The following is a 17,861-nucleotide window of genomic DNA, read 5'->3' on the forward strand; positions in this document are numbered from 1 at the left end:
CCGGCTCGCGCCATCCCTCTCCGCTCACGCTTCGCGCCGGGCACTCTTGCGGTTGAGTTCCACTTGAAGGGCGCTTTCCAATGCCTTGATGGTCTCGCTGTCGCTGCGACCGTTCGCCAGATAGTGCTGCGTGAACATGGCATTGATCTGCTCGCGGTTCTGCAGCGGCAGATCGAGCTGCAAGACGGTTTTGTAGATCTTCATGGCATTTTCATCGCGGCGACCTGCCAGCAGATAAATGTTTGCCAGCACGGGATAGAGATGGACGCGGCTGGGTTTTTGCGCCAGCAGACGTTCATAAAGCCGTGCGGCACGGGGGAAGTCTCCCAACAGCAGATGCAACCGGGCGCGCGCAGACGGTGAAAGGATCAAAAAAGACAACATCGGCACCAAAATGATTGCGACCAGCATGCCGGCGGTGGTCAGCACCCGGCTGGTGTCATTGCGCGCGTCCACGCTTGCCATTTCCGCCTCCAGGAAGCTGAGATTCAGGCGGGCTTGTGCCAGCAAGCGGTTGATCTCCGCGTGGTTGGGCGCGAGAATGCGCAGTTTCTCCAGCGTCACGACCGCCTGCTTCCACTCGTTTTGCTGCATGAAACGCAGCGCGGTGTCATAAAGGGAATCCACCCTGGTCGCAGTGCCCGGCGCGGGTACCGGCATCATGCCTGCCAGCCGCTGGTTTTGAATCTCACTTTCCACCTGTGCGAGCAGTTCGGCGACTTCACGATAGTTGGGGTCCAGGCGCCGGACTTTTTCGAACGCCACCAAACAGCGGCCGAGATCGCCGCGGCGCATCGCGCTCAAGCCTTCACCATAATAACGGGCGAGCACCTCCTCCGTGTTTTCCTGATCCAAACGGCGCCGCGCCTCGGCGAGTTGCTGGCTGACTTCGCCGTAATCAGGCTTGAGCTCGAGCACGCGCTCAAACGCGGCAATGGCGCCCAGCCAGTCACTGGCCCGCAGAGCGGCGAGGCCCTCGGTGTATTTTTGCTCGACTTCCAGGGCAATTTGCTTTTCCAGCAGCCGGCGCTGCGTGCCTTGCAACCGCAGCCGCGCGTCCTTGAAGTTCGGCGCGCGCTGCAACAGCGCCTCATAGGCGGCCTGCGCCATTTCCAAATTGTCCTCCGCTTCCAGCGCGAGGGCTTGCTGATAGAGCTCTTCCGGAGATTGCTTTGCCGTTTCTGCCGCGGAGAGAGGCGCCTTGGGCGTGACACCAGGCAGGGCGGTGCGCTGCGAATCCGCCCCCGGTTCGGTGTTGACGGGCCGCGTCGCTGCCAGCAGGCTCGTGCTTTCCGCCTGGGCGGGCTGCGGGGCTTGCGCCGCTGCGATTTCTTTTTCAATCAGCGCGATGAAACTGTCGAAGCTGTCCTTGTTTTTCAAATCCTCCTGCCGCCTGGCCTTCAGTTCGGCAAGCGCCTCCAGCAGCCGGTTTTGCTGGCAGAGCAAGCGCGCCAGCTTGAAGGTGATGCTGGTTTTGAGCTTGCTATCCTTGGCGAGTGCCAGAGCCTGGCGCAGCGCCTCTTCACTCGCGCTCAACTCGCCCTTGCCAAAATAGGCATTGGCGAGCTCATGGTAGATTTTAACCCGCAGGGAGTTTTTTGCGTTGGGCGACAGGTGCCGGATGGCCTGGCTGAGATAACGGTGCGCGGAGACGAAGTCCCTTTGGTTGTTGTAGGCGAGGCCGAGCGCAAACAGTGCCTCCACGAAGGTGGAGTCGCGGGCAACCGCCGATTGGTACGCGGCGATGGCCTTGGCGGCATCTTTTTCCGCGACGCCGGCATTGTACCAGCGCACGGCTTCCGGGTCTCTGACCTGGGCAAATCCAAGCGCGGCGGACAAGCCCAGCAAGACAGCAGTGAGGGGGAGAGAACGGGACCTGGCTTGCATTGGATCACCTCCTGAAAAAGTGATGCTGGTTTGGCCGAGGACAGGCGTGGCGGCAGGGCCGTCTGCGCCGGAGGTCTGCCGCTCAGGATCTGCCGGGTTGGGAACGTGTCAGCAACTCGGACTTGCGATATTCCGCTTGCAACATGTCTTCAAAGACCTTGATGGCGTCGGCATCCATCCGGCCTTGTGAGAGGTAGGATTGCGCGACAGCCGCCGTGATCTCGTCGCGATTCGAGGTAATCAGGTTGAGCTGCAGGATGGTTTTATACACCTTGAGCGCCTGCTCGTCGCGCCGGCCGGTGAGCAAATAGATGTTGGCCAGCGCGGGATAGAGCTTCAAGCGGCCGGGTTGCTGTTGCAGTATTTTCTCGTAAATCCGGGCGGCGCGATCATAGTCACCACGCATCAATGCCATCCGCGCCCGCAGCATGGGGGAGAGCGCGACAAAGCCGATCACCGGCAGCAACAGCAACGCCATCAGCGCACTGCTGATCAGCAACACCGGGGGTTCGGCATGCTGTGCGCCGGCCTGCACCGGCGGCGTGCTCATTTGCAGGTTGACACGTGCCTGCGCCAACAGATCAACCAGGCCGGGGTCCTCGGGCGAGGCGGCTTGCAATTGCTCCAGCAGCTTCACCGCCAGGGCCCAGTTCTCCCCCTGGATCGCAGCCTGGGCCGCGCGATAGAGCGAATCCTGTCCCGTGCCTGCGGTTCGCGGGGTGCGCGGCGCGGGGGAATTCGCCAGCATCTCCTCGGCCTCTGCCAACAGACTGGCAACATCGCGGTAATCTTGATTGATCTTGTGGACTTTCTCGAAGGCGACCAGCGCCGCTCGGATGTCACCTTGTTTCATGGCCGTCAAGCCTTCGGTATAGAAGCGGGCGAGCACGGTTTCGGAATTTTCGCGCTCCAGATTGCTTTGCGCCTCCCGGAGTTTCTGGCGCGCCTGCCGAAATTCGGCATCGGTTTGCAGGATTTTTTCGAAAATGATGATGGCGCGTGCCCAGTCGCGGGCTTTGAGTGCCGCTAGTCCGGCAGTATATTGTGATTCCAGCGTCTCCCGGGTGCGACGCTCGGCGAGCTGCTGCTGCAAGGCTTGCAACCGGGTGCGGACATCTTTGAAGACAACGGCCTGGTTCACGAGTTTTTCGTAGAGAGCCAGCGCCAGTTCGAGCTTTCCCGCGCTTTCCAGTTTGCGGGCCTCTTCATAAAGCGCATTGAAGGCCGCCTTGTCGGTGTCAGACTTCTGTTTGGCCTGCAGGCTGAGGTATTGTTCCTGCGCATCCCTGAAACCGGCGTCGGCGGCGATGATTTCCGCCAATTTCGCCTGTGCTTCGGCAAGGTTGCCAGCCTGCCGCGCTTGTTGCGCCTGGTCATAAAGCGCCTGAAGCTGCTGCGCCCTTTCCACGGCCACAATCAGGTTGGCAAATTTGAGACGGTTTTCCGGATCCAGCGACATACCGGCGCGCAATTCGGCGAGCGCCTCGGCGTAACGATGCTGTTGGTAGAGAAAGCGGCCCAGCTCAAACGAAATCAGGCTCGCCAGCGTCCGGTCTTTGGCCAGGCTTTTGGCATTGCGCAGTCCCTCCTCGGCTTCGCGCGACTGGCCGAGTTTCATTTGCGTCGCAGCCAGTTCAAACAAAATCTGCAGGCGCAGCGCCTCCTGGGTCTTGCCGGGTCGGGCCTGATAGGCGCGGGTGAGATATTGCGCCGCCTGCTCATATTGCTGCTGCGCTTTGTAGACCATGCCGAGATTGTACAGCGCCTCGACATAAGTCGGATCCAACTCGATGGCGCGCTGATAGGCTGCGATTTTCTTGTCCGGTTCAGCCGCCATGATGCCGCTGCTGAACCATTGCAGCGCCTCACGGTTTTGCGGCTGCGCCTGCACGAGGGCAGTCGCGCTCGTGATGAGCCAGACTGCAAGGAAGCGCTCGAGTGCTCGCATACCTCTCCTCATTCAAACAACCGGCCGCCCGTGCCAACATGCGTGGCAGCGGCCATCGCTCATTCAGCCAACATGGTCCTGCCGGGCTTGGGCCAGTGGACAACTGGCGGCCCCCTTCTGTCGCCAGACGGGTTCGCCATGACACCGCAGCCCTCTTTCGCAGAAGGTTGTCACCACTGGCAAGGGGAGCCCCGCGCCGCTGTGAAACATGGTGCAAACCAGCCCGCAGGCGGGTATCCGGAGCAGTAATTGGTAAGATGAGTTGTGACAGGGAGCCTGCGGCTCGCAAGCCGGCTTTTGTCCCGCTCCAGAGGTGCCGGCAATGCCCGTCAGAACAAAACGTCGAACATCGCATGGCGCACGCAGGCCGCGCCGCCAGGAGCTGGAACCGCCGGCGCATCCAACGCGGGATACTGAACGGCGATGTGCCTGCTCGCGAGAAATACAGACCGGCGCCCGAGCCTCGCGACAACACTTATGCCCTCAACCATACAATGCAATGATGGCAAATGCGGAAACCCTGCGGCAGAAACACTTCCGGCACAGACGCCAGTTTCCGCAACGCGCCGGCTTTGAGGTTAAAAGAGGAAAGTTCAAACCTTCATGGGCTCAGGGTGTCTCGGGGGGGGAAATGATGTTGCGGTGCAGGATCACGAATTGATGAGTTGGAGGCGAAAACGTCCCCTCCGCAGGCAGGAGGCTGGTGCGCATGTTCGCCTTCTTGTTTTTATGCTTGTCTGAGGTTGGAATTTGAGTTGTTGCCCTTTGTTTTCACATGGTGCCCTCCGAGGGCGGCCACCGGCGCGGGAAAGCATGGCGGTGTCCGGATCAATCACAAAAACCCTCCACGAAAGCAGAAACCTTGCGAAAAAACATTTCGTGGGAGCGCATTTTTGTGGGGAGGGGAAAAGCATGATACCTTCCGCAAACGGGCAAATTTTATATTTGTCAGGGGAGGGTTCAAAAAGATTGTGCAAGCCTACGTGATCTGCCCGCAGGAAAGAAAGAAGTCAAAGCTGTCAACCTCCACGCCTCGCTGCGCCGAGACGTGCACCTCGTCGCTCTCGCTTCCGGATCATTTAGGTTATGTGGAGGTCGAATCAATCATGTCAACGGTCTCGCCTTTTGCAGGGAATCCTCTTGGCCGTGTGCTGAGCCTGCTGCTCATCCTGTGCGCCGCGGCTGCCGCACAACACCACAACGCCGAACAGCAGGACAGCCTTACCCGGCCCGACTCCCAGTCGCAGGACGATTACAATGCCATCATCGTGCCGTCGTCGTGGGCGGATTCACTCTACCTCGAAGCACAGATAGCCATCGCCAAACAGGACTGGATTCACGCCGTCATCACGCTGGAGAAGCTGCAACTGGTGCGGCCCAACTATCTCAATGCCGCAGAGCAACTGATACAAGCCCGCGCCAACCTCAACACCGTCGAACTGTCACGGGTGGGGCAATTCTCCACCGGAGCCGGCCGGATGATGGCCTATCTGCTCCCGCTGCTGAGCGTGGGCATCATTTTATTCATTGCCGCCCTCCCCACTTCGCGCGCGCGTTTTGAGCTCATGCGCGGCAATATCTCGGCAGCCGCACGCATCTATGAAAAAATGTTGAAACGCTCGCCCCACCGCCTGCGGCTGTACAGCTCGCTCGCCGATATTTATCTCATGCAGGAAAGAAGGGACGACCAGGCCCTGCAGCTCTACAAGACCATCCTGCAACTGAATCCCGGCTTCAAGCACAGCCAGCGTATTGTCGAGATTCTCACCGAACACTATCTGGCGCGCGGCCAGTCCGATGATGAGGCGATTCAATGGCTGGAGCAAACCCTGGCGCGGGAAAAGCGCAAACTGCTTGCCTCGCAGACAGGGGACAAAAACCAGGCCGGAGAGGCCGGGACGGCGGCGGATACCTAGTGCAGCGTCTCCGCCCTTTTCAGACCGACGGCAAGCCGCACAAAGCACGATGGCTTTACGGTGTGAGGCGCTGCCGTCTCACTGCAGCATAAAATGCGGCTACCTTCAGTTTTGTCCATCCGTCAAGAGGTGCTCTGACTCGCATGGCTGGCCATGACGAAGCAGCCGCGCCAGCCGCGCCGAACTCTCATTTCTGCCGCGGCGCACCATCCGGCTGACCGACATGGCCAGAATGTGCAAATAGAGCCGCCAGTCGCGGTGCTTGACATAATACAGATCGAAGTCAACCAAGTGTGCCGCATCCGCAGGGTGGGAGCCCGAGCTGACGTACAATTGCGCCAGGCCGGTGAGTCCCGGTTTCACCTGTTGCCGTTTGCGATAGTCACGGTGCGCATCAACACGCTTGCTGATCAAGCCCGGTGTTTCCGGACGCGGTCCCACCAAACTCATTTCGCCCCGCACGACATTCCACAAAACAGGAAGTTCGTCCAGCCGCCAGGCGCGCAGCCGCCTTCCAACGGCGGTGACGTGTAAATCCCTGGCAAAGGGCAGGGCTGCCAGCTCCTCCAGCTTCGGGTCATGGGACGTGGTGCGGAAGCGATAGACCGTGAACGGTTTGCCGAAGAGATCCTTTTTCCTTTTCTCCGGCTGTCGGCGGTCAGTTGTGAGCGGCAGATTCATGATGCGTCGCTGACGCCGGCGCCGGTCCACGCCGGCGTAAATCTGCCGGCAGAAAACCGGCCCGGGCGAGCTGATTTTGACGACCATGGCCACCACTGCCAGCAGTGGCAGGGCGAGCAGCAAAGCAATGCTCGCAACGAGAACGTCGAGACAGCGAATACCAAGCTCCTGCCTCACCGCGTGATTCCTCCCTTGCAAATTTTTCATCCGGTAGACGCGACGGCCTCCTCGCTTTGAGGTCCTGCAAGCTCCGGCACAAGGCGTTGGCGACCGGCAAAACAGCGCCGGCGATTGTGCCTTTCCTCCGGTGATCCTGGCGGCTGCCGAAACAAAACCGCATTTTTCACCGTGTTTCACCGTGCGGTCTGCCCGTGCCGTTTGGACACCGGCTTGCCGGAAAATCCTGGATGAAAAAAATACCTGCAGAAGTCGTCGTTTGCACAAAACATTCCCACCCGGCAGACGCCCACACGCCGCGCGTGCCAAGTGCTGCAAAATCTTCTTGCAGAAACCCCGGCCATTTTTACTTTTTTGCAAAATTCCATTTTCTTCTATGGAGGAAGACATGAAACCGTGGCCTTATTTGCTGGCTTACCTCATGCCACTCAGTGCCGTGGTGGGACATTATTGCGGAGGTGTTTTTCATTTTTTAACACCGCTGCTTGCCTTCGGCATCATTCCATTGCTCGATCTGTTGGTCGGTGTGGAGGGTAACCGCCTGCCGCCGGCCGAGCTGGAAAAACTGGCGGAAAAAATGAGCTTTCGGCTGATCACCTTTTTTTATGTTCCCGTGCAGGTGGGGCTGGTGATTTGGGGAGCGCATGTCACCACGCACGCGGCGCTGACGGCGCTGGAGTGGCTCGGGCTGGTGTTATCGGTTGGCATAGTCACCGGCGGCATCGGCATCACGGTGGCGCACGAGCTGTTCCACAAAAAGAATGCTCTCGAAAAAACGCTGGGGCATGTGCTGTTATTGACGGTCAGCTACATGCATTTTGCACTCGAGCATCTCATTGGCCATCATGTGAACGTGGCCACGCCGCGCGATCCCGCCACCGCACGCTATGGCGAGTCCCTGTATGCCTTCTATCCGCGCACGGTGATCAACAGTTGGCGCAGTGCCTGGCGCTTCGAGCAGCGGCGGCTGCAGCGCGCAGGATTGCCGCTCGTGAGCCGGCACAACCGCATGCTCTGGTTTGCCGCGTTGCCGGTGTTGTTTGCCCTGCTGTTGGGTGGCATCCTGGGCTGGCAGGCAATCCCCTACTTCCTTGCCCAGAGTGTGGTGGCATTCTCCCTGCTGGAGATCGTCAACTACCTCGAACACTACGGCCTGCGGCGCCGCGAACTCGCGCCCGGCCGCTATGAGCGGGTCAATCTGACGCACGCCTGGAATGCGGATCAGCGCCTGACCAACTATTTTCTGTTCAAGCTGCAGCGTCATGCCGATCATCATGTTCATCCGCAGCGGCGCTACCAAACGTTGCGCCATTTCGCGGAAAGCCCGCAACTGCCGACCGGCTATGCCGGCATGATGTTGCTGGCGCTGGTGCCGCCACTGTGGCGTGCAGTCATGCATCCCCGGCTGGCGGCGTTTCAGCAGCAGTATCCCGCCAATACCTGAGGCCCGGCCGGCTGTGTGCCGCTGCCGGTTTCACGCGGACACGATCAAAATCACTCCGGCGAGCATCACGCTGCAACCCCACAGCCGCTGCAAAATGTTTTCTTCATGAAAAAACCACCAGCCCAGCAGGGTGGCGAAGATCATGCTGGTGCGCTTGACGGAAATCATGTAGGCGACTTCCACGCGGCTGAGCGCCAGATAATGGCACACAACCGTGGCCGCGACCGCCAGCCCGATCAGCAGGAACAGGCCAACCTGACCGCCGGCAAATCGCCATCCCCGGCGCGCGTGTGCGGCCGTGAGCGGCAGCATCACCAGGCTGGCAAGGGGATAGTAAAAAACCGCGAAGAAAAAAGGGCTGGAATGTTGCACCGCCACTTTGCCGAGCGTGGAAGTGACACTGTAAAGCGCGGCGACAAGCAACATCAGGCGGGAGCCTTTTTCGCGTGCCAGGGCCTGCAGCGGGGACAGCAGGCTTTTGCGCCTGCTCCCGCGATCATGCCCCTGTGAAGCAGCGGCATTGTTTTGAAGATTGAGCCAATAAGCGCCCAACACAATGCAAACCACCCCGGCCGCGCCGCGCGCACTGATCTTCTCGCCCAACAACACTGTCGGCACCACCAGCAGAAACAGCGGTGTAAAGGCGAGATAAGGCACGGTGAGAGAAAGCGGCGAGAGCTGCAGTGCACGCATACTCAAGGAGGCCGCTGTCAACTCCAGCGGGATGAGCACCGCCACGGTGAGAGCAAAGACCGCATCCCACCGCGGAAGGTCGATGAACGGCAGCAGGGGCAGGAGAAAAATTGAGGCATAGCCGAAGCGCACCCAGGTCACCGTCCAACTGTCGGCGGACTGGGCCGCCTTCTTGCAGAGTGTGTCGCCCACTGCGCTCATCACCGCCGAGCCCAGGGCAAGGATCAACCAGGACATATCAGCATGTTGCCTCCCTGCCGCGCCGCGGCACGCAGCAGCACTGAATCCTCCCTGCTCAAAAAAACCGCCGCCAGTCCGGAGCCTTTCGTCTCGAATGCCGGCCGCCGGGCCTTTCGTCTTCCCTTCATGCTCCCGCCCTCCTGGAAGCCGTGCCGGTCGATACAAGCTCCATGCGCAGCGAAGCTGCAGTTTTCACCAAGGCAGAGGCCGTGGAAACTGCGGGGTTTCCCCCGGCGCTGTCATGCGGTTGCCGGGCCGCTTTATCAACGGAGAGGATGAAGCGCAACCAATGGTTGCGTGAACTCCCGGATTCATGAGCGGCAAGCCCGCCTTACAGCATCGTTCCGCCCAGGATCAGAAGCGCCACCGAAAAGTAGATGATCAAGCCGGTGACATCCACCAGCGTGGCCACAAACGGCGCCGAGGATACGGCGGGATCAAAACCCAGCCGGCGCAGAATGAACGGCAGCATCGAGCCGGTGAGCGTGCCCCACATGACCACGCCGACCAGACTGCAGGCAACGGTGAGGCCGACGAGCATATAATGCTCGCCATAAAGGGCTTCGTTGTTGGGAATCAGTAATATTTGCAGGATGGCGATGGTGCCCAGGATGGAGCCCAGACCGAAACCGGAGACCAGCTCCCGCCGCATCACGCGCCACCAATCCCGCAGCCGAATCTCCTCCAGCGCCATGGCGCGGATCACCAGCGAGGCGGCCTGGGAGCCGGAATTGCCACCACTGCTGATGATGAGCGGGATGAACAGCGCCAGCACGACGGCACGCTCGATTTCACCCTCAAAGTATTTCATCGCGGCAGCCGTCAGGGTTTCCCCCAAAAAGAGCAGCGACAGCCACACCCCGCGTTTCCTCAACATGCTGAAAAAGCCGGTCTGGATGTAAGGTTCGTCGAGGGACTGCACGGCGGCCATCTTTTGAATGTCCTCCGTGGCTTCTTCTTCCACCACGTCGAGCATGTCGTCAACGGTGACGATGCCGAGCAGCACGCCTTCCGAGTCGGTGACCGGCAGCGCGACACGGTCGTATTTCTGCATCAATTTCGCGGCGTATTCGCGATCGTCGTAGGCGGAAAGTGAAACAAAATGGCGGTCCATGACTGTCGCCACGGCTTCGCTGGGATCGGCCAGGATGAGCTTGCGCAGGCGCACGTCATCGATGAGTTTGCCGGCATCATCGACCACATAGACGATGTTGATGGTTTCGGCATCCTTGCCATTTTGCCGCAGATGTTCGAGCGCCTTGCCGATGGTCCACTCCGGCTTGATGGCGACATATTCCGGCGTCATCAGGCGGCCGACACTTTCTTCGGGATAACCGAGCAGTTGCCGCGCTTCTTTGAGATCTTCGGGCGGGAGCAAATTCAGCAATTGCTGCGTCACCTGGGCGGGCATCTCTTCGAAAAGCACGGTGCGGTCATCGGGCGCCAGCTCGCGCAACAAGGCGCGGGTGTTGTCGGCGCTCAAACTTTGCAACAGGCGTTGCTGCTCTTCCGGGGGCAGATAGGCAAACACTTCCGCGGCTGTTTGGCGGGGCAGGAGTCGAAAGAGGATGGGTTGATCTTCCGCTGGCAGGCTGGTCAGCAGCTCGGCGATCTCCGGCGCTTCCCAGTCGGAGATGCCGTCCTTCAAACCCGAATAGGCCTTGTCACGAATCAGCTCCTGAATATCGGGAACCAGCAGTTCTTTCAGCATGACTCACCTCGCGACGATCCCAATGCGATGGGGCGAAAAAATGGCGTGAACATAGAAAGCATCTGCAAGAAAGTCAAGACTCGAGGCCAAAGCGCGCTCGAGCGGGCGAGGCAGTGGCGACACCCGCAACTTTGAGGCAGTGCAGTTGTTGGCGATGCTTGTTTCCCGGCGACGGGTGGCCCGCGAAAACCGGTGGATGCGGCTGGAAAACTACACCTGTCCGGAGGGTTTTGCGGAAAAAAGCAAGGGTGCTTTTGCGTCAACTGGTTGGCTTGTCCGCGGGTGGCAGTACCGCGAGGAAATCCGCTTGAATGCGGCGGCAATAGTCGTCCAGCAGAGTGAGCAAACGCTCGCGGTCTGGCGAACCCAAAACGAAGCCGACGTGATTTTTCTTGCGCAGGCGGTAAAAGATCTCCGGATCCTGATAGGCCGAGGTGTCGGGCCATTCCTGCCGGGCCAGCGAGATGATGACACCGCCATAGTCACGCCGGGTTTCCGGCAAGCGATACTCCTGCTCACCCTGCGCAATTTCGATTCTGGCCCATTGCGCCCAGAGATTGATGCCGGTGGCGGCTTGCACCATTTCGACAATGTTGGCGCCGCCCACGCGCGCCGCCGCTTCAAGAAAATAGAACCGGCCGTCGGTGGCGCTCTTGATGAACTCGATATGCGTCACCCCGCGCACCAGCCCCAGCGCGGCGATGACCCGGGCATTCTCCGCCTGCAGGGCGCGCGCCAGCGGCGAGCCGCGCAACACCGTGCGGGTGATAAACACCCCGCCTTCGTGGGCCACGTGCATCGGCGGCTGGGCATATTCATGCACCTCGGCAAATACAATTTTGCGTTCGGAAATGATGGTATCGACGTGATAGACTTCACCCGGCAGATAGCGCTCCAGCAGGTAAAAGGACTGGCGGTCACCCAAAGCCTCGAGCAACGGCCAGAGCTCGTCCGCGGCATGGACTTTCTTGATGCCGACCGAGGAGGCTTCCGAACGCGGTTTGAGCACCCATGGGGGCGGCACCGTTGCCAGGAAGTGGCGCAGGGCGTCATAGTTGAGCACGTGAATGAAATCCGGCACGGCGAGGTCACGCTCGCGGGCCCGCATGCGCATGGCCAGCTTGTCGCGAAAATAGCGTGCCGTGGTCTCGCCCATGCCGGGCAGGCGCAAATGCTCGCGCAGCGTTGCCACCATTTCCACGTCATAATCATCGAGCGGCACGATGCGGTCAACCGTGCGCGTGCGCATCAGGTAACTCACCCCTTTGATGACGTCGTCGCGGTTGTAGAGATCAGGGAGATAGAAAATCTCGTCCAGGCTTTCCCGCGGCCAGTCGGCATGCTCCAACGCCTGGGTGGTCAACAAATATACCCGGCAGCCCTGGCGCTTGCATTCACGCAGGAATTCCTGGCCCTTTTCATAGCTCGCAACGCACAATACCGTCTTGCGGGTGGCTGCGCTCATGGTTCCCTCTCCGCTGCTTGAATGTCACATCTTTGGCATGGTGGCATAATACCGGATTTTCCGGGGATTGTCAAGCGCACCGGACTTTTTCGTTTGAAATCATCAGAATAGTTCACAAATTCCGCGGTGTTTTTCAAAAACCACGATTCACTTCATCCGGAAAGGAAGAGCGGTGCACAAGGTGACTTTGATTCCAGGTGACGGTATTGGGCCGGCCATCATTGAGGCGGCGGTCATGGTGCTGGAAGCCGCGGGTGTGAAAATCGAATGGGATCGCCAGCTCGCCGGCATGGCGGCGGTCGAGCAATGCGGCACTCCGATCCCGGAGTCCACCCTGGCTTCCCTGCGGCAAACACGCGTGGCCTTGAAAGGGCCCCTGACCACGCCGGTGGGTGGGGGCTATCGCAGCGTCAATGTGGCGCTGCGCCAGGAATTCAAGCTGTATGCCAATGTGCGGCCGGCGGTGTCATTCGCAGGCACCCGGGCAATCCATCCCGACGTCGACCTGGTGATCATTCGCGAAAACACGGAGGGTTTGTATTCCGGCATCGAGCATTTCATCACCGCGGACGGCGTCCACATCGCGGCGGAGAGCACGGCGCTGATCACGCGCAGCGGCTCGGAGAAGATTTTGCGGTATGCCTTCGAATATGCGCGCCACCACAAGCGCCGGCGCGTGACGCTGGTGCACAAAGCCAACATCCTGAAATGCACCACCGGCATGTTTCTGGAGATCGGCCGCGCCCTGGCGCACATGTATCCCGACCTCGAGTTCAATGACAAGATCATCGACGCCTGTGCCATGCAAATGGTGATGACTCCCGCCGCCTTCGATGTCATCGTCACCACCAATCTTTTCGGCGATATTCTTTCGGATCTGGCCGCCGGCCTGGTGGGCGGGCTGGGTCTGACCGCCGGTGCGAACATCGGGCGGGATGCAGCGATTTTCGAGGCGGTGCATGGCAGCGCACCCGATCTCGCCGGCAAAAACCTCGCCAATCCCACCGCGGTGATCATGGCCGGTGTCATGATGCTGGATCATCTCGGTGAATATCAGGCGGCACGGCGCATCGAGCAGGCGGTGCGCCGCGTGATCCGGGAGGGCAAAGCCGTCACCCCCGATCTCAACCGCCAGACGCCGGTGAGCACGGCGGAAATGGCGGCGGCGATTGTGGCCGCGCTGTGAGACGGCAGCGGACGAAAAGCGCGGCCGGCTGTGTCATTGATACCCGGCGGCTTGCAGCCGGAACAACTCGGCATAGCGGCCGTTCTGGCGCAGCAGTTCCTCGTGCGTGCCCAACTCCAGCAGTTCGCCGTTGTCGAGCACGAGGATGCGGTCCGCCATGCGCACGGTGGAGAAGCGGTGTGAGATCAGCACCGCTGATTTGCCGCGGGTCAAATCCGCGAAGCGCTGAAAGACTTCATGCTCGGCGCGGGCGTCGAGCGCGGCGGTGGGCTCGTCGAGAATGAGCAATTGCGCCTCGCGCATGTAGGCGCGCGCCAGCGCCATTTTCTGCCATTCGCCGCCGGAGAGTTCCACCCCGCCATCGAAGCGCCGGCCGACGATCTGTTCGTAACCCTGCGGCAGCTTGGCGATGACGGTATTGGCCAGACTGCGCGCCGCCGCCTGCGCGATGCGCGCGCGATCGTCACGAGCTTCGATGCGGCCGACGGCAATATTTTCCGCCGCCGTGAAATGGTAATGCACGAAATCCTGAAAGATCACCCCGATTTCCCGCCGCAAGTCTTCCAAATCATAGTCGCGCAGATCATGGCCATCCAGCAGGATGCGGCCTTCCGTGGGGTCATACAGACGCGCCAGCAGCTTGGCGAGCGTGGTTTTGCCCGCGCCATTCTCCCCCACCAGCGCCAGCTTCTCCCCCGCCCGCAAGGTGAAGGACAAATGACGGTTGGCCCAGCGCGCACTGTTGGGATATTTGAATCCGACATTCTCGAACGTGAAGCCCTCCCGGATCGGGCGTGGAAAGGGCCGTGCCTTCGGCCGGGAAACGATGCGCGGTTGCAGCGCGAAAAAGTCGAACAAATCGCGCAGATAGAGTGCGCCCTCGGCAACAGTGGAGAAACGTTGAATCAGACTTTGCAGCAGGCCGCGCAGACGCGCAAACGAACCCGCCAGAAAAGTCATGTCGCCCAGGGAGAGCTGGCCGCCCACGGTGCGCATGATGATGAAGATGTAGGCACCATAATAGCCCACACTCGCCACCATGGCGAGCAGCGTGCCCCAGCCCGCGCGGCGCACCGCGAGCGCGCGGTTGGCGCGGTAATAGCGATCGGCCAGCTCGCGATAACGTTCGGTGAGAAAATCCGCCAGACCGAAAATTTTGACCTCCTTGGCGGTTTCATCGCTGGCACCGGTGTAGCGCAGATAGTCGAGCTGGCGGCGCTCGGGGGTCCAACTGTACATCAATGAATAACTGCGCGCATTGAAATGCGATTCGCCCAGCAGCGCCGGAATCAGCGTCACCATCAACAGCAGAATCAACCAGGGATTGAACGCCACCAGGCCGACTGAAAGAAACATCATGGTGATGACGTCCTGGGCCTGCTCGAGCACCTGTGACATCAACGCCATGCGGCCGGCGGTCTGGCGGCGTGCCCGCTCCAACTTGTCATAGAAGGAGGCGTCTTCGAAATAATCCAGATCGAGCGCCGCGGCATGCCGCATCAACCGCACGGAGGTTTGGTTGGAGAAAAGATCGCCGAGCATGCTGTCCACCAGCGCCAGCGCCCGATTCAGAATGTCCGACACGAAGATGATGCCGAATTCGATGGCGACCAGCTTCCACAAATAATCGAGCGCGCGCGGCGGGGGAAGTTGTGTCAGATGCACCACTTCATCGATGATGAGCTTGCCGATATAGAGGGTGGCCAGTGGCACGGCGGCGCGCACCACGCGCAGCACCATGCTGGCGAGCGTGAGCGGCGGGCTGGTCTGCCAAATCAACAAAAAAAGCTGGGGCAGATTGCCCAGCGCTTTGAAGCGTTCCCGCAGGGGGACGGGAGGTTCATCGCGATGTTGTGGCGGCTGCAGTTTGCGACGAAAGGCCAGCAGGCCCTCCCACAACCAACGCAGCGGGCGTTTGAGCAGTTGAACCGCGCGCGGCATATTCTTCATTCGGCAGGCTGCGCTTTCTGAATGCGTATGCGCCAGTCCGGACCGGAGCCGATTTTGTGCCGCGCGGCAAAACTGTCCTGATTGATCGCCAGGGCCACTTGCAGCTGGCTGTTGAGATAAAGCAGCGGCTGGCCGACCGGCACCTCGCCGAAGGTTCGAACATAGGGCATCTCCCCCGCGAAAACCGGCCGGTCCTGGTGGGTGATGGCGACACGGCAACGCTCGCCGGGCTGCACCCCCAGCCTGGCAAAGGTCGCCTGATCAATGTTGGTCCAGAGGTTGCCGTACTGCACGTCCAGGATGGGAATGGTGCCCAGCAACGCGCCTTGCTCGAAGACTGCTTTCTGGTGGGGAATGACGACGACGTGCGGCGGGAGCGCGGGTCCGACTTGTTCAAAAGAGATGAGGCCGGCCGCCAGCCGCGCCGCGGTGAAGGCGTACACATCCCGGCCGTGAAAGGTGTGGGAGTCGCGTGAGCCGGGCAGGCGATGGCGATTCTCATCGATCTCGCGCAGTGCGGCAATACCCATGCTCTCCGCGACAAAAGTGAGCGTGCCGTTGTCCGGCGTGACGAAGTAGTGCCCGGTCCTGGTCTTGAGCACCACCGCTTTGCGGTCGGTGCCCACGCCGGGATCCACCACCGAGACGAACACGGTTCCGGCCGGCCAGTGGGGCGCGGTTTCCTGCAGACGCAGCGCCGCTTCCCAAATGTTGAAGGCGGGAATCTCGTGGGTCAGGTCGAACATGGCGAGCTTCGGGTGCACACGGAACGCCACGCCCTTCATGCTGGCGACGGCGCCATCACGCAGACCGAAATCACTTTGGAAAACCAGCGCGGGCTGCGCCCAGCAGACGGCGTGCACCACCGCACTCAAAAAAAACGCATACCACGGTTGCATCATGCCAGAGGGCTCCCTCACAGGCACGAGAGTTTCATTCATGCATGCAGACAGGATGCCTGCGCTGCAAGTTTCGCGGCCACGATGATTTTTCGGCAGGCAGTCGCTAAACTAGGATCGCCGGGGCAAAACCGCAAGCGTTTTCTCAGCCGGCCGGTAATCCTTTCGTAACGTGTGCAGTAGCGCCGGCATCCCTGCATGAAGACAAGATGTCTGTGCTCCTGCTCCCACATAACTGAGGTAGTACGCCAGCCACTGTCCTGCCGAAAACAGCCTTGCAAGAGTCCGCAAAACTGATTATTTTGGCCCACGCAAAAAATGAGGCAAAAGCGAATGTCTGCAATTGCGTTCGGCCGCAATTTTTGCTGCACCCGTCCGGCGTGAGGGTCAACCGGACGGCAGCTCATGCTGCCGCTCACCCCCCTACCACCTGACTGCAGAACCAAGCGCAAGGAGACTGCCATGGCATTGTCACATTTGGGCTATCCCGACACGTTGTTTGTCATGCCGTTCGATCACCGCGGCTCGTTTCAGGCGAAAATGTTCGGCATCAAGGGCCGCCAGCCGACCGCGGATGAAACCAGGATGATCGCCTCCTATAAAACCGTGGTGTACGAGGGCTTCCTGAAGGCGCTGGCGATGGGCGTGCCGAAGGACAAGGCTGCCATTCTGGTTGACGAGCAATTCGGTGCCGACTGTGCACGCGATGCCCTCGGCAAGGGCATCAAGGTCGCGATGCCGGCCGAGAAAAGCGGGCAGGATGAATTCGACTTCGAATACGGCGAGCAGTTTGCCGCCCACATTGAACAGTTCAATCCCACTTTCGTGAAGGTGCTGGTGCGCTACAATGTCGAAGAGGATGCCGCGATGAACCGGCGCCAGGCTGAGCGCCTTGCGAGATTGAGTGATTACTGCCACAGCCACAACAAGAAATTCATGTTCGAGCTGCTGGTGCCGGCCACCGCAGCGCAATTGGAGAAACTCGGCGGCGACAAGAAAAAGTTCGACACGGCGATGCGCCCCGGCTTGATGGAAAAGGCGATCGCGGAGTTGCAGGCCGCCGGCATCGAGCCGGACGTGTGGAAGCTCGAGGGCCTGGAGCACGCGGATGATTACAAGGCGATCGTGGCGCAGGCGCGCAGCCAGGGCCGCAAACAAGTCGGCATGATTGTGCTCGGCCGTGGCGAAAATGCGGAAAAGGTGAATCACTGGTTGCGCGAAGGGGCCAAGGTCGAGGGGGTGATCGGCTTTGCCGTGGGCCGCACCGTGTTCTGGGATGCGCTGGAAGGCCTGAAGAACAACAAACACGGCCGGGAAGACGCGGTCAACATGGTGGCCAACAACTACAAAGGCCTGGTTGATTTGTTTACCAGGGCGCAGGCCTGACACCACCAGCAGAACACACGCAAAGGCGGAGACGAAACGCGGCAAAGAACGGTTCTCCGCCTTTGCACGAAGCCGCGCGACCAAAACATTGTAGTGGTACCTGCTGTGACAGAAATGGCTGTGAAAACACAGGGAATGCACCGGCCTCCGAATATTGCCTGATTCGTTGCACCCCAAAGCCGGGCACGACTGTTCCTCCTGCCGGCGTCTCCAACCTCACGGCAACGGCTGACTTCCAGGGTTCAAGCTGGCCGCATGCCTCGTTGCTCCTCTGACCC

General features: G+C 60.3%; 12 protein-coding genes. 4 read left to right on the plus strand and 8 right to left on the minus strand.

The annotated features are described in order from the left end of the window. Positions 1-24: 24 nt before the first annotated feature. A complete protein-coding gene (locus tag ONB52_15330; protein MDZ7417508.1) occupies positions 25-1,887 on the minus strand; it encodes a tetratricopeptide repeat protein in 1,863 nt (620 codons plus the stop codon). An 82-nt stretch (positions 1,888-1,969) separates the two neighbouring features. Next, on the minus strand, positions 1,970-3,835 hold the full coding sequence (locus tag ONB52_15335) for a tetratricopeptide repeat protein (GenBank protein ID MDZ7417509.1): 1,866 nt from the start codon (positions 3,833-3,835) through the stop codon (positions 1,970-1,972). Positions 3,836-4,941: 1,106 nt separating this feature from the next. On the opposite strand from ONB52_15335, the gene ONB52_15340 reads away from it, so the two are divergent. Further along, positions 4,942-5,751, plus strand: coding sequence for a tetratricopeptide repeat protein (locus tag ONB52_15340; protein ID MDZ7417510.1), 810 nt, complete (start codon positions 4,942-4,944; stop codon positions 5,749-5,751). 105 nt (positions 5,752-5,856) lie between these two features. On the opposite strand, the gene ONB52_15345 is transcribed toward ONB52_15340, so the two are convergent. Then, positions 5,857-6,609, minus strand: a complete 753-nt coding sequence (locus ONB52_15345) for a sugar transferase (GenBank protein MDZ7417511.1) — start codon at positions 6,607-6,609, stop codon at positions 5,857-5,859. Between the two features lie 388 nt (positions 6,610-6,997). On the opposite strand from ONB52_15345, the gene ONB52_15350 reads away from it, so the two are divergent. Further along, positions 6,998-8,053 carry an alkane 1-monooxygenase gene (locus ONB52_15350; GenBank protein ID MDZ7417512.1) on the plus strand — a complete coding sequence of 352 codons (1,056 nt, stop codon included), beginning with the start codon at positions 6,998-7,000 and terminating at the stop codon, positions 8,051-8,053. Positions 8,054-8,083: 30 nt separating this feature from the next. Here the strand turns inward: ONB52_15350 and ONB52_15355 are convergent, their stop codons facing one another. The 3 genes from ONB52_15355 to ONB52_15365 form a co-directional block, all read right to left on the minus strand. Further along, entirely contained in the window at positions 8,084-8,983 is a 900-nt protein-coding gene (locus ONB52_15355; GenBank protein MDZ7417513.1) for a DMT family transporter, read from the minus strand. A gap of 334 nt (positions 8,984-9,317) precedes the next feature. After that, positions 9,318-10,697 (minus strand): magnesium transporter, encoded by a 1,380-nt coding sequence (gene mgtE, locus ONB52_15360; GenBank protein MDZ7417514.1) that lies wholly within the window; start codon positions 10,695-10,697, stop codon positions 9,318-9,320. A gap of 259 nt (positions 10,698-10,956) precedes the next feature. Then, positions 10,957-12,162: an ATP-grasp domain-containing protein gene (locus ONB52_15365; protein MDZ7417515.1), complete on the minus strand. Its 1,206-nt coding sequence runs from the start codon at positions 12,160-12,162 to the stop codon at positions 10,957-10,959. Positions 12,163-12,334: 172 nt separating this feature from the next. On the opposite strand from ONB52_15365, the gene ONB52_15370 reads away from it, so the two are divergent. Next, positions 12,335-13,348 (plus strand): isocitrate/isopropylmalate family dehydrogenase, encoded by a 1,014-nt coding sequence (locus tag ONB52_15370; GenBank protein ID MDZ7417516.1) that lies wholly within the window; start codon positions 12,335-12,337, stop codon positions 13,346-13,348. A 33-nt stretch (positions 13,349-13,381) separates the two neighbouring features. Here the strand turns inward: ONB52_15370 and ONB52_15375 are convergent, their stop codons facing one another. Both ONB52_15375 and ONB52_15380 read right to left on the minus strand, forming a co-directional pair. Beyond that, the gene (locus ONB52_15375) at positions 13,382-15,298 is read right to left on the minus strand and encodes an ABC transporter ATP-binding protein/permease (protein ID MDZ7417517.1); all 1,917 of its coding nucleotides are present in this window, start codon (positions 15,296-15,298) and stop codon (positions 13,382-13,384) included. Beyond that, the gene (locus tag ONB52_15380) at positions 15,295-16,200 is read right to left on the minus strand and encodes an S-adenosyl-l-methionine hydroxide adenosyltransferase family protein (protein ID MDZ7417518.1); all 906 of its coding nucleotides are present in this window, start codon (positions 16,198-16,200) and stop codon (positions 15,295-15,297) included. The genes ONB52_15375 and ONB52_15380 overlap by 4 nt, the downstream gene beginning before the upstream one ends. 459 nt (positions 16,201-16,659) lie before the next feature. Between ONB52_15380 and ONB52_15385 the strand changes: the two genes are divergently transcribed. Then, positions 16,660-17,583 (plus strand): DUF2090 domain-containing protein, encoded by a 924-nt coding sequence (locus ONB52_15385; protein MDZ7417519.1) that lies wholly within the window; start codon positions 16,660-16,662, stop codon positions 17,581-17,583. Positions 17,584-17,861 lie beyond the last annotated feature (278 nt).

The sequence above is a fragment of the candidate division KSB1 bacterium genome (assembly GCA_034506255.1).
Classification (GTDB): domain Bacteria; phylum Zhuqueibacterota; class Zhuqueibacteria; order Zhuqueibacterales; family Zhuqueibacteraceae; genus Coneutiohabitans; species Coneutiohabitans thermophilus.

Coding starts and splice junctions, on each gene's coding strand:
- ONB52_15330 (MDZ7417508.1), bottom strand. CDS start 1,887: ATGCAAGCCAGGTCCCGTTCTCTCCCCCTCACTGCTGTCTTGCTGGGC.
- ONB52_15335 (MDZ7417509.1), bottom strand. CDS start 3,835: ATGCGAGCACTCGAGCGCTTCCTTGCAGTCTGGCTCATCACGAGCGCG.
- ONB52_15340 (MDZ7417510.1), top strand. CDS start 4,942: ATGTCAACGGTCTCGCCTTTTGCAGGGAATCCTCTTGGCCGTGTGCTG.
- ONB52_15350 (MDZ7417512.1), top strand. CDS start 6,998: ATGAAACCGTGGCCTTATTTGCTGGCTTACCTCATGCCACTCAGTGCC.
- ONB52_15355 (MDZ7417513.1), bottom strand. CDS start 8,983: ATGTCCTGGTTGATCCTTGCCCTGGGCTCGGCGGTGATGAGCGCAGTG.
- mgtE (MDZ7417514.1), bottom strand. CDS start 10,697: ATGCTGAAAGAACTGCTGGTTCCCGATATTCAGGAGCTGATTCGTGAC.
- ONB52_15365 (MDZ7417515.1), bottom strand. CDS start 12,162: ATGAGCGCAGCCACCCGCAAGACGGTATTGTGCGTTGCGAGCTATGAA.
- ONB52_15375 (MDZ7417517.1), bottom strand. CDS start 15,298: ATGAAGAATATGCCGCGCGCGGTTCAACTGCTCAAACGCCCGCTGCGT.
- ONB52_15380 (MDZ7417518.1), bottom strand. CDS start 16,200: ATGATGCAACCGTGGTATGCGTTTTTTTTGAGTGCGGTGGTGCACGCC.
- ONB52_15385 (MDZ7417519.1), top strand. CDS start 16,660: ATGGCATTGTCACATTTGGGCTATCCCGACACGTTGTTTGTCATGCCG.